Origin of the sequence: Acidisarcina polymorpha, assembly GCF_003330725.1 — a bacterium.
GTDB lineage: Bacteria > Acidobacteriota > Terriglobia > Terriglobales > Acidobacteriaceae > Acidisarcina > Acidisarcina polymorpha.
Genome location: NZ_CP030842.1, coordinates 53741 through 66240, shown reverse-complemented (window position 1 = coordinate 66240; position 12500 = coordinate 53741). Strand labels below are relative to the sequence as shown.

The following is a 12500-nucleotide window of genomic DNA, read 5'->3' as shown; positions in this document are numbered from 1 at the left end:
TGTACCTCACTCTCAGGACACCCTAGCTAACATCATAAGCGACATAGTCACAGCTTGCTGGCCGAGGCCACAACGCGGAGGTAACTACTCTGGATGAGGTCAGATACCTCGTCCCAGTCCACGGCTGAGAGGTCAAGACGAAGACCTACCCAGGAAATCAAGGCTACGCTGGTTGGAGTGAACCATGTCGAGGTGGTGCTCAGCAGGGGTTTAGTAGATGTCTTTCTAGCACGGAGCCGGCAGCATACTCCGATGATCCCATCGCCCTGGTAGTCGGAAAGATAGTGGGCAAAGTTCCGTCCGTTAACCAGAAAGGTAGCGTGATCTCCGGTGTTCTTGATCCGCACACCCGGAAGTGCAAGGCAGATCTTGGTCAACCTTGATAAGCGGGTTGCTTGCAGACAGGTCTGAACCGAACAGATGGTGATGATTTCAGAAGAGAGCTTAGCCTTTGGCACCAACATACGCAGCGTCGCTCTTGCGTATTCATCCGCCTCCGCGATCAATAATGACAGTTGGTGAGGTTCGGCAACGAACTGACGCATCCGACCGTGAATGTTGATCAACCCCATCAACCGAGGTGTCACTATATTGCTGACGTCTAACGCCGATATCTTTGTAGCTCGCACGTCGGCACCCGCTGTGGAGTCGATGACCGTTGAGCATCAATGGTTGTTTCCTATATAGCATCGTCACACACTTACGTAATCTCTGCTGACAAGGGTAAGACTGTGTACGCGGAACCTGCGCACAGCCAACCGTAGGTGAATAGTGTCTCAGCTTGCCTAGGGAAACAGCGGCGATCGGGTGCTCTCTTTATCCTCGCTAGAGCAACATTCCTCTAACGTAAAGCCCGATTTGACGAATCATCATCTTCATCAGGTCTCAGACCCGCACCCGCCACCTTATATCCAGCGTCCCCCACCAGTCATAAAGCCTCCAGAGCAAATCACGAGTTGGATGCCGGAAACAGCAAGGCCTCTGCAGCGAGGTACATCATCAAGCCTTTAGTCGCGAATAAGGGCGGACAAGGGACGACCCTCGACCTGGCACCTTCGAAAAGGATTGTTGAGCACGTCGTGTGAGCAAAACGGAACAGTAGAAACTTATTTGTTGTGGGATTCTCTAAGCGGGGACGTATGTGCTTCTGCCCGGAGATACGATGCCCAACTCACAAGTACGAGTTCTTGTCGTAGATGACCATTCCCGTTTGCTTCGGGAAGTAGAGTGCGTCTTTTGTCATAACTTATTTCCTTGCTCTGTTGTCCGGGATCTAGATTGCTGATCTTTGTCGGGCCGATGGCAGTTTTCATCGATCCCCAACGCTTCCCACCGGGGTTCTAGTTGACGGCATGTAGCTCGAGGTGGGAGTGGACAATTGTCACGTGGCTACCATGACGTCTTGACATTGCATACAACTACAATCTTCCATCGCCAACGGCGGGTGCCTATGCGGGCTACAAAGATATCGGCGTCAGGGCTCAGTAGTGAGGTGATACCTCACTTGGAAAAATTGATCGACATTTACGGTCGAATGCTTCATTTCATTGCCGAACCCGACCGGCTGTCGCCATTGATCGAGGAGGCGAATAAAACCGTAACAGCCACGCTACGTGTGATGGTGTACAGCATCAGGCCAAAGCAGAGCTATCTTCCGAAGTATCAACACTTATACGCACATTTACCTGTGGACGGCCCGCATAGCAGGGCTCACGAAGAGCTACCTTGCACCGCCAGCCATGCGGATTTAAAAGACCCGAAAGTCACGCAGCCCTCATTCTGTTTTGAGGGTGTCTCTCTCGCCCATCCATCTGCAACGAGTGAACTAAACAATCACTAGGGGCTTAGTGACGAACGGAAGTATATCTTCTCTTCCGACATCGCACTCGCTGACGCATCTAGACTGGAGATCTGCTGCAGTTGGAAGAAGGGACCTATGGAGCTGGACCATCTTAGATCTGACTTTCGCTTTCAGAACTCTCATCTCTTACTTCGGGTCGATTCCTGTGTTTTCTCGGTTTGCACGTGGTGTGCAGCAAATTCCTCCGCGAAATCGCCACTCATACCACAACTTGGTACGTTGCCGAAACGGTTACCATTCAACAGCGTTTCGCGGCGCTCCATCGCGTCTTCCGTTGCCTGAAGATGCGGGGACCTTACGTTCACTCAGATCTTCCAACTGCCGCACCCAATGTAGATCAATTGCTTTAAGAACTGCATTCCCCTGAGTGACCTTTGTACGCTCTAAATCTGCTGGGGGATGGTCAATATTGATCAAACATCCGGGATGCTGTCCCGGTTGAGCTATGTACCTGGCCGGGCAAGCCACTGAATCCTTCGAAAGAAGGCTCCACCAGCTTCGATGAATTGTTAAGGGAGATCGCTGGAGTGTAGCGCCGCAATTTGAGATCGGCAGCTTAAACGCCATTGACCTTCAACTCGCCTCGAATAGTTGAGGAAGCTCTTTGACCTTTCGCCTTTGCTGCCGTCGCCCTCACTTAGAGGTCGTTGAGGTTAAAGTGCACCGGCTTCGGGACCTTGGGCCAAATGAGATAAGGCCAGAGCGCCCTATGAAGGCATGGTTCGTCATATCTCGAAACAAGCAACTCTGCCACCAGTTCTGATTACCGAATACGGGGTACGCATTCTGAGGGCAAGGTCAGAAGTAGACCCCGAACAGCAGTGACACTATCAGTAGCAGGTAGACCAACGCGCTCATCGAGACGCATCATCATTGGTCACCAGTTCGATCAACACGGCGCTAGATTTCTTGTTGACCTGCCGACTCGTGAAATCGGGCGAGTTATATGCAACTTCTTCAGCTGGGTTCACCGCTGACCCCGGGACCCCTTGTTCTCTCGGAATAGAACGACGACACTTACGAGAGGCATCAAGAGCCCGACTGCGAGTCACGCATACCAGCCAAACCCCAAATGGAACGCCGTGCGCATTCATAGTTTGCGATCCAGTCCAAACCTGAAAAAGGACCTCCTGCATCACATCTTCCGCCGCCGCGTGATCCTCCATGATTCCAAGAGCCACTGTATAAACTACTGACGCGTAGCGGTCAAAGATGGTGACCATCGCTTGCTGGTCTTTGCGGCGGACCGCCTGCAAGAGGTTCGCGTCGTTCTCAGCGGTGTCATGGAATCGTTTGATAATCGGTAACATGGGGCCCTTTCCTGACCTCTGAAGCAACAGCGCGGAAGGACGTTCGACACACTCCGGAGCCTCCAGCCTGTTTTATCTTTTTGGTGGAAGGTCTCATCCATGCATGCATATCCCGCGGTATGGCACGGCCCTCTGCAAGAGATTGGCATGCAGTGTTTTGGTGATTTGTTAACAGTCACAGGCGGCCACCTCGAGCTTGTCGCGACCCAGAATTCGACCGTGTCCTCTCCAGTACTCGATGAGCCCACGCTCCTGCAAGGCACCGGCTACGAATGTGACCGTCGTACGCTGGGCGCTTAACATCATCGCCAGAAACTCTTGTGTAAAGTTGAGAGCGCTCGATTCGGTGCGATCCTGGGCCTCAGCAGCCAACGAGCCAACCGCTGTTCGGATTCGTGGAGACGATTGCAGCCTGCAATCTGGCTTATCGTGAGTGCCTGCTCTTGAACGAATTCGAGGATACGGTTCCGAGTGTCTCCGGAGGAACGAAATGCTTTTCACAATTCGATCAAGGGAATTTTGAGGCCGGTTCCTTCCAGGTGAATGAAGGATTCTGTTGAAACCGGTGCCGATCTGAGGATGTGGAAGCTTCCCACTATGCCTTCGTGCCCAATCACGCCCACTTCGACAATGGCACCACTCTGCGTGGAAGCGACCACGGAAGCCATTCCCGAGGTCATGAAGTAGGCGTACGCCCGCTCCCTGTTTGCATTATAAAGTGGAGTCTTGATAGGTAGCGACACGACAGCGCAGTGCCCGAGTAACTCGTCCCGTGATTTGGAAGTAAGCGAAGAAAGGAGGAGATTGACATGATTCAGGCCTTTGCTTCAGATCGCAAAAAACCGCCGTCTGGATCAACGGTAGCAGGTTACGCCTGATGAGGATGGGCAGATTGTCGAACCTCCTAATCATTTATTGGATGCGGAATGTCGGACATCCGACATTGATTAAAGTCGGTTCAGTGTTCGAAGTAGTTCTTAGACCTATAGACTTCGTGGCGCCCTTGAGAACCAAATACGGATGATCGAAGTTCTTGCTTCAAGAATTTGTCTCACCCAGAGTGATCCTTATACGCCCACTATCTGCTTAGGAATGGTCAATATTGATCAAACATGCGGGATTGCGCCGTTTAATAGATACGCTGTCGTGACTGAGCTTCCAAGGTAGAGGGAAAGTGGCTGATAGCAACGGATGATATCGGGGTGCCGATTTTAGTGCGACCGGATTAGTAAATCGCACTTCTTGAAGCCGAACGGTGTACCTGACTGCCACTCACTGTCACGGACGTCCTAGCTAACCGTGTGAGCGATTTAGGTCACAGCTTACTGGAGGGGGCAACGTGGAGGTAACTGCTTAGCAAAGTAAATGCTATGCTGCTGATTACTCCTAATGTGCGTAGGGTCTCCTCTAAAGTCCCACAGTTTCTAGGTAGCCGGTTTCGGGGCCTAGGGTAGGTCGAGTGTACCTCCAAGTGCCGCGACCGAGAAGAGGTTACGGCACTCAGCTCCGCACATAGGAGACAGCAATATGCCGTCTCAATCAGCAATGCATTTGGAATAGCTTACGCTGGGCACCCGAGCTGTCAATCCGTCTAAAGTATGTTTGTGGACCATTAGCATTCCTACGTTGGAGTAGAGGTAAAAGTACGTAGCAGACCCGACTGTGGTGACTTCCTGCAACAATTCTTTCCGGTTGCACAGCCTTCCATCCTCCGCAGGACCTTTTGAGTTTGCGCGTGAAGTTCGGCAAATTGGTCCCCGGAATCGGTGTCTGTGTAAAATACTGTTGCAGGCGCGCCATTTGCTGTTCGCTCCAAAGTCGTCGATTTAGGCGCAAAACAGGCGTGTTCACGATGTCATTTTGGGTGTTCGCCATGTCCGCATAGATGCCGGGAACATGAAATGGTGAGCATCTTATAAATCCTTTCGCTCTAAGGTTAGTGAAATGGTTAAAGGTGAGGGGTTCGTTGCTACCGTCCCATGCGAATGCGGATTGCGGGCTGGGGAGGCTGCGGCGCGATGGCCGCGGCTGGGCCCTCGAACTGCGGTTGTTGAGGGAGCGACAGGGTTTTGGATCGCTTGATTTTGAACTGTGTAGCTCTGCACCTCTGGCTTCGTTGCTACTGAGCCATCGGAGGTATAGAGATTCACCTCCCGACTTTGCGGGAGAGTAAAGCGACCGCGTTCGGACGGCGCGGTGTCGTCGGTGAAGGTTTCACGGGGTGTGCAGCCTATGCCACTTGCCCATCGGGAGAGACGTGGCTAGGCTCTGGGAGCGACCTGTTTTGATATTCCCGAAGCCGCCGCCCGCTTCATCGTTTCCACGGACGGTTCCGCTAGCCTGAGAAGCGTCCGGATCGAGTCTGGTTCGTTGATGTGTTGCTCTATCAAATACAGAACGTTGCAGAGCGCCTCGACGGCACCATGGGCAATATTATGGTCGTCGTCTGATCCCGATTCACCGGGATCAACCCCGCCGCGCTGCGCTGGCTCAAGAAGCGCGAGCCCCGCGCAAAAAGCTGACGTGGTTGCGCTCTTCCGTGGCGGTTTCTGTGGCAAATGCTTGGATGGCACCTTTTCAAGGTCCGGCAACGTCGAGGATGTGGATGAGTCCATGGTTGTACTCAATGAGCTACCGTCCTTTCAAAATGAAGGCCGTATCGAGACGGTTGGCCTGCTCGCTCCCAACATCTGTGCCAGATATTCACGCGCCATCTCGAAGGTGTCGCTATGGGCTCGATCCGCGCAGATCAGTAACCATCGGGCAAGCCTTTGCTCAAAGTTGTGCGTTGCATTGCAGACTGAATGACTTGGACACGCTGCGCCTGGACATAGCGGAGCGCCATTTCCTGAAACATGCCGCCCCGTCGGAATTCTCTCCTGGCATCCTCGACTGTGCAAGAGTAGCCTTTTCCTGCAATTTGGGTATAGACGCGATTGAGGCTGTGCTTAGTTCCCATCAGGGCGGACACACCAATGACGGACTCTTATCCGAACATCCCAACTTCACCCTGCGACCCGTCCCGGAAAGTAGTGGTCATAGAGGCCATTCCCATTGCCACAAAGAAGAGGTGTTCAATTGGCCTCCCGGGAAACTCACTTTTATGCTCCAGCTCGAAGGCAACGGGACGTAGATGAAGGCGCGCAATAATCTCAGGAGTCAGGCTTTTCAGGAGTGTGTTCTTGATCGTAATAGCGGCCATCTCAATTCCTCGCCATTCCATAGCATAAGCGCGGAGTTCCGTCCCAACCGCCGAAGCCTAGGTCCTTGTAGCCTACATGACAGACATCTGGTTTCATGTTCACTATGCTACGAAGTTAGACAGCACTTATGCGCCACAAACGGGAACTTACAAGCAATGGTCCACCTCGTGTTCCCGCCCACACATAACGTTTTCGAAAGAGGAATGCTTGTGCCCAATTCGCTTCCGGTCCGAGTTTTTATTGTTGACGACGAGTATGTAATCGCGGCCACGCTGGCAACGATCCTTAAACGGAGCGGTTACGCCGCGACATACTTTACGAACCCTTTTGAAGCTCTGGCCCGAGTTGAGGCTGATTCCCCTGATTTGCTCATCTCTGACGTTGTGATGCCTGAAATGTCGGGAGTCGATCTTGCAATCCACATTAGAGCTGCGTGCCCTCGATGCAAGATCCTGCTGTTCTCCGGCCAGGCACAAACAGCGAACCTTCTCCGCGCCGCGAGGGACAAAGGGCATGATTTCGCATTGCTGACAAAGCCGGTACATCCAGCAGACCTCCTCGCTGAAATCGGCAGTCTAGTCGAAAACGGAAAGGCAAATGAGTCAGCAGTCGGACAAATACCTGTGTGACCGTGAACACGACAATTGCTCTTCTCCTCGCGGGGTCTTGTCGCGGGATGGCGCAGAGGCGAGGATGGTAATTGACTCGGAGGCTCCCGCGATATGGATAAAACGACACTGGTAGCAGGTTCAGACAGCATTGATGACGGAAGGCAGGACTTACTATGAGCTATTTTGCACACACGACGCTACACAGTGCGACCGAACCACAACCATCAAACGCGGAAGAGAAGACGCCTTCGGCGATGGTTGACTTACGATTGATTCGCCTGGCCAGGCTCAGGAAAATCTGCCTAAGGCTTCCGTACGTAACGATTGCGACCACCGGTAAGCATGAAGCCTTTCTTGTAGACGGGCGGACCTTTGCCTGCTATCTCTCCGACTACCGAGGCGATGGAATCAGTGGGGTGTGTTGCAGGCCACGTTCTGGAAATACGCCGAGGCTCACACTAAGCGCCCACTCGCCGTGGTTCACCCCTACCAGCGTAGCGTTGAATGGCTGGGTCGGTCTTCGCTTAGATCGACCAGCCGTGGATTGGGGCGAGGTGTCCGATCTTGTCCGAGGCAGTTACCTCCGTGTTGCACCCGACTCACATCTCTAGTGCTTTAAGCTACATAAGCTCACAACCCGCTCTGAGCGGTGCTAATATGGTGCTCGTAGGTAAGCTGATGACGCTTGTCGATTCCGGGTCGGCCGCTCGGATATGCGGACGTTACGTACGGCTAGCCGCGTCAGCCTACCTACCCCTCAACGGCCGTCATGTGCATTAGCAAAGACGTAAGCCACGACTGAGACTCCTCGATGCCACAGCAAGGAATGCGTTTGTCCTGACGCACGAGATGGCAATATGATTTGTGACAATCAATTCCCCCCAATTCTTTTCTCATGAAGCGCGGCCCCCGCGGTCCCAAAGCTTCATTGCCTCCGCACCCTACATGCACACCGACTTTCTCGCCAGTTTACTTCGAGCGCTCTAAATGCGGGCCCTCGCGGAAGGGGAAGCTCCGGATCAGCCCCATCACGTTGCCAGGAAATACCGACCAATTGGCTCTGGGTCGATGATTTTGCAAATCGCTGCTTGGCACTTTAGGCAACGACGCAAACAAGCACCTCCTCGATGCTCCGCAGTATCGTTCAGCCCCGCTCAATACCAACGGATGTAACTGTCGACCTGTCTTCAATATTCTGAGCTGATCCGAAGAAGGCATCGGCCAACTCGACAATGAACAGATTTCAGGCGATCGATCTGCCCTGCCTGCCAGACAGGACAAGCGCACTGTGCCGAAGTCGGGACACTTGCGACGTAAAAGCCAAGGTTTAAGGGGGCCTACGGTCACTCTAGCCTCTGAACGAACTTACGGTGAGCACAAAGCTTCGAGACAGAATGTGCGATTGCTCGAGGATAAGTGAACGTGGCGTTGGCCAATGGTACCTTAGTACCAACATCCGTGAGATAGCGGCCGGACGAGGCTATGGCAAAGCATCATACTAGTTAGTGAAGATGGCTAAACGAAGTTAGCGGGAGATCACACAGTCATGTGATCGTTTGTACATAGCCCCGTCCATCTCGCTAGTTAACATACTCCAAACTCAGCTATGAGCGTGCATCAGCTGCGCTGTTCCTGTGGGGCGCAGCGCTGACGCGTGCTTCATAACAAGTTAGAGAGATTAGGTGTATCACCATGTTCACGGATAAAGTGTTATCTACTCTTACTTATATAGTGAAGAAGCAGATTGTCATTACCACTGTGGTCGTAGTGGCACTAAGCTCAGCTTATTCACAAGGTCAGCAGACCATTGAGATCACCGGGACGAATTCGGACGGGACGGATACGGGGAGTGCCCGCCTCAACACGCCCGTGAGCCTGACAGCAAAGGTCTCTGCGGGACCTGATCAAGTGGTTAAGTGGAGTGTTGTCGGCGAAGGCAGTGTTTCCGCTTTAACCAACAATAGCGCTAGATACACTCCACCACTGGCCATGCCATCAAGCCGGAGCGTAACTATAAAGGCTTACCTGCATGCAGCGCCTTCGGTGACGCACTCCTATGTGGTGTCGCTGATCTATCCGGTGCCAACGATCTCTTCGACAGCCATTCCTCAGGCAGAGGCGGGATTCACCTACACCAACACCAATGTAAGGGGCGCGGGGTTTGTTTCGGGAACGATGGTGAGCGCCAACGGGATTGCCTTAAAGACGGCTTATAAGGACTGGAACGATCTATCGGTCACGCTTCCGGTTCCGGGCAAGGCGAGCGGATCCCTACTTTTGAAGGCTACGAATCCAACACCCGGAGGAGGTGCGGGGGCAAGCTACGATCAGCCCGTTCAACCCACAACGATCGCACTTACAGCCACGGATGTGGACGGCACTAACACCGGAACAGCCAGACTAGGCGTGAACGTCAACATGGCTGCGGTCGTGACCGGATCCGTCGCCAAAACCATCGACTGGAGTGTGACCGGAACCGGAAAGATCTCCAGCAGTGGCGTCTACACGCCGCCCGCGACGATGCTGGGCAGTACAGCCGTTGTAGTGAGAGCAACTCTGAGTTCCAATTCAGCGGTATCAAGCTCCTATCACCTTACCCTGGTGAATCCGAGACCGGTAATCGAAAACATGAGCCCGCTGAATGTGCCAGTTGGTGCGACAACTTCAGTGACGCTCACCGGCCAGGGCTTTGTTCCAGGGACTGCGGTTATCTCGAACGTCGGTACAGTTGCGAGCACAACTTATAAGTCGGCCACTTCCGTGGTCGTTCAGTTGTCACTGCCTGCCTCGGCATCGGGCACTCTGTCGTTGCAGGCGAAGAACCCCACTCCTGGCGGCGGCCTGGGAGCAGCTTTGCAGTCGGGACTCTCGACCTTGCACATTACTGCAAGCAATCCAGATGGAAAAGATACTGGAACGGCGCGACTGGGCGTGCCGGTCCGCTTGACAGCGACCGTAGCGAATTCTCAGTACGGTTCAATTAGCTGGAAGTTGCAAGGTCCGGGTAAGCTCGTGCCTTCCGGCGATACTGGCCAATATGCGACTTACACACCTCTATCTTCCGGTTCTCTCAGCACCGGCGTGAAAATCACGGCCTACATGTCTTCCTACCCAGCATTGGCTACGACCTATACGCTTGATGTGACCAATCCCATTCCGGCGGTCGTCTCGGCTAGCCCGGCCCACCTATTGAGTGGCGGAACGCAGCAAATCACCTTAGCAGGATCCGGATTCGTTCCTGGCACGATAGTGCTCTTCAATGGGGCTTCACTTCCTATCTCGTATGTCACCTACAACGCAGCGACGATGAAAGTGCCGGTATCGTCAACTGCGACGGGAACGCTCGACCTACAGGTTCGAAACCCGACACCTGGAGGGGGCACGGGAAACACTTTCACCGAATCGGTTGCGCCAAGTTCTATCACTCTCACAGCCACCGATGCCAACGGAACCAATACCGGCACGGCCGAGCTGCGCACGAAGGTCACCATGGTTTCCAATGTGAACGGTTCGGCCCAGGAGACTGTGACTTGGAGCGTATCTGGAGCCGGCTCTATCTCGAGCAGCGGGGTTTATACCGCGCCGGCGACGCTTCCAACCAATAGAGCGGTGACCATCACGGCTGTATTGGCTTCAAACTCGACGATCAAGGCGAGCTATCGCCTGGATGTCATCAATCCTGTCGCGGTGATCGAGGGCTCCAATCCGTCGTTGACACCAGCAGGAAAGTCGACGGCCATCACCTTCACCGGTACCGGATTTGTCCCAAGCACGGTGGTCCTGGTGAACAACACCCCCGTGCCGACGACCTATCAGTCGGCGACATCGGTGGTTGCAGAAGTGACGGTAGCGGCGAATGAGACCGAAAATCTCTCGATCACGGCTCGAAATCCCGCACCCGGGGGTGGAACAAGCCTCTTCTATCTGGAGTCGATCTCGGCCTCGCTGGGGGTCAGGGCAGCTGCCCGGATCCTCGATCAGACGACATTTGGACCAACAGACTCGCTGATCCAGCATGTTCAACAAGAGGGGATCGAGGCCTGGCTGTCAGAACAGTTCAAGGCTCCGCAGACGGTGTTGGCGCCGGTGTATGCAAACCATCCTTCCTATTGCAGTGCGGCGATCTACTGCACGGAGTCCGAATGGTATAAGGCAGGACTGACTGGCAATGATCAGCTCCGGCAGAGGGTGGCTTTCGCGCTCAGCGAACTGTATGTGATCTCGGCTTTTCCGATTACCGGAGTCGGGGTCACTCCATACATCAACATGCTGGCTAAAGATTCCTTCACTAACTGGCACCAGATCATGACCGACGTGACGTTGTCGCCGGCCATGGGCATTTACCTGGACATGCTGGACAGCCACTCGCCGACCGGAACTGAGATAGCCGACGAGAACTACGCGCGGGAGTTCATGCAGTTATTCAACATGGGAATCTACCTTCTGAATCAGGATGGCACCCTGCAGCTGGACGGCAAGGGGAATCCCATCCCTGCTTATACGGAAGCCCAGGTGGAGGCCTTTGCCCGGGCCTATACCGGCTGGACTTATGCCAACGCGGATGGTTCCACTCCGTCTTCCTTGATCGGGGTACCCAACTACTTTCATCCCATGGTGGCCGTCGAGGCCGACCATGATACGAATCCCAAGACACTGTTGAACGATACGGATCCCACGTCGTACAAAGGGACTACCTTGTCTGCCGGCCAGACGGCGGAGCACGACGTGCAGGACGCGATCACCAACGTCTTCAACCATCCCAACGTTCCTCCTTTCGTCTCCAAGCAGCTCATTCAACACCTGGTCACCAGCATGCCGAGCCCCGGCTATGTCTCCCGCGTGGCTTCGGTGTTTACCAACGACGGCAATGGCGTCCGCGGAGATATGACCGCGGTGTTGAACGCTATCTTTACCGATCCTGAAGCCAGGGCCGGGGACACGGATGCTTCCGCCGACGTAGGGAAACTGCGCGAGCCGATTCTCTGGCTGACGGCGGTCATGCGCGGCCTGAGCGTCACGAATGTCGACCCCCACGACTATTACGATCAGTTGTCCACCTATCTGGTGCCGCTTGGGGAACGGCCGTTTGCCGCGTCGAGCGTCTTCAATTTCTTCTCGCCCAGCTACGTGATTCCGGGAACCACCTTGAACGCGCCGGAGTTCGGGATCGAGAACACCGCCAGTGTCGCCACCCTGCTCACTCTGGCCGACAGGCTGATGATGAACAAGTTCGTCAGCTTCAATGTGGACCTGAGCGCCACCAGTTCTTGGGGACAGATGGCGTCCACCCCCTCGGTTCTGGTCGATGCTCTCGGCACCCTCTTCATGCATGCGGAGATGGATCCGAATATCCGCGCATCGATCATCAGCGAAGTCAGCTCGGTGACCGATTTAGGGCAACGCGTCAGGCTGGCTGTCTACCTGGTCATCACCGCGTCGCAGTACAAGGTCTCCCACTAACCCGCATCAGTCCTGCTGCTCGTGCCTTCCACGGCCGGGCAGCAGCAGTCCGAAT

At 54.3% G+C, this 12500-nt stretch carries 8 protein-coding genes; 3 read left to right on the top strand and 5 right to left on the bottom strand.

Translation table 11 applies throughout. The annotated features are described in order from the left end of the window. Window positions 1-47: 47 nt before the first annotated feature. The gene (locus ACPOL_RS31105) at window positions 48-629 is read right to left on the bottom strand and encodes an MmcQ/YjbR family DNA-binding protein (RefSeq protein WP_150133209.1); all 582 of its coding nucleotides are present in this window, start codon (window positions 627-629) and stop codon (window positions 48-50) included. 875 nt (window positions 630-1504) lie between these two features. Between ACPOL_RS31105 and ACPOL_RS31100 the strand changes: the two genes are divergently transcribed. Beyond that, a complete protein-coding gene (locus ACPOL_RS31100; RefSeq protein ID WP_150133208.1) occupies window positions 1505-1840 on the top strand; it encodes a hypothetical protein in 336 nt (111 codons plus the stop codon). Window positions 1841-2715: 875 nt separating this feature from the next. Here ACPOL_RS31100 and ACPOL_RS31095 read toward each other — a convergent pair. The 4 genes from ACPOL_RS31095 to ACPOL_RS35235 form a co-directional block, all read right to left on the bottom strand. After that, window positions 2716-3171, bottom strand: coding sequence for a sigma factor (locus tag ACPOL_RS31095; RefSeq protein ID WP_114211255.1), 456 nt, complete (start codon window positions 3169-3171; stop codon window positions 2716-2718). 168 nt (window positions 3172-3339) lie between these two features. Continuing rightward, the gene (locus tag ACPOL_RS35245; protein ID WP_236657617.1) at window positions 3340-3474 is read right to left on the bottom strand and encodes a hypothetical protein; all 135 of its coding nucleotides are present in this window, start codon (window positions 3472-3474) and stop codon (window positions 3340-3342) included. 2339 nt (window positions 3475-5813) lie between these two features. Beyond that, window positions 5814-6071, bottom strand: coding sequence for a helix-turn-helix domain-containing protein (locus ACPOL_RS35240; RefSeq protein ID WP_236657605.1), 258 nt, complete (start codon window positions 6069-6071; stop codon window positions 5814-5816). An 86-nt stretch (window positions 6072-6157) separates the two neighbouring features. Beyond that, complete coding sequence (locus ACPOL_RS35235; protein WP_236657604.1) at window positions 6158-6373, bottom strand: hypothetical protein; 216 nt, start codon at window positions 6371-6373, stop codon at window positions 6158-6160. Window positions 6374-6583: 210 nt separating this feature from the next. Here ACPOL_RS35235 and ACPOL_RS31075 point away from each other — a divergent pair, with 210 nt between their 5' ends. Both ACPOL_RS31075 and ACPOL_RS31070 read left to right on the top strand, forming a co-directional pair. Continuing rightward, window positions 6584-7003, top strand: coding sequence for a response regulator (locus ACPOL_RS31075; protein ID WP_414633411.1), 420 nt, complete (start codon window positions 6584-6586; stop codon window positions 7001-7003). Between the two features lie 1674 nt (window positions 7004-8677). Continuing rightward, window positions 8678-12445, top strand: a complete 3768-nt coding sequence (locus ACPOL_RS31070) for a DUF1800 family protein (RefSeq protein WP_114211252.1) — start codon at window positions 8678-8680, stop codon at window positions 12443-12445. Window positions 12446-12500 lie beyond the last annotated feature (55 nt).

Excerpts from the sequence above, each read along its gene's own strand:
- ACPOL_RS31095 (WP_114211255.1), bottom strand. The coding sequence starts at position 3,171 with ATGTTACCGATTATCAAACGATTCCATGACACCGCTGAGAACGACGCG.
- ACPOL_RS35245 (WP_236657617.1), bottom strand. The coding sequence starts at position 3,474 with ATGTTAAGCGCCCAGCGTACGACGGTCACATTCGTAGCCGGTGCCTTG.
- ACPOL_RS35235 (WP_236657604.1), bottom strand. The coding sequence starts at position 6,373 with ATGGCCGCTATTACGATCAAGAACACACTCCTGAAAAGCCTGACTCCT.
- ACPOL_RS31070 (WP_114211252.1), top strand. The coding sequence starts at position 8,678 with ATGTTCACGGATAAAGTGTTATCTACTCTTACTTATATAGTGAAGAAG.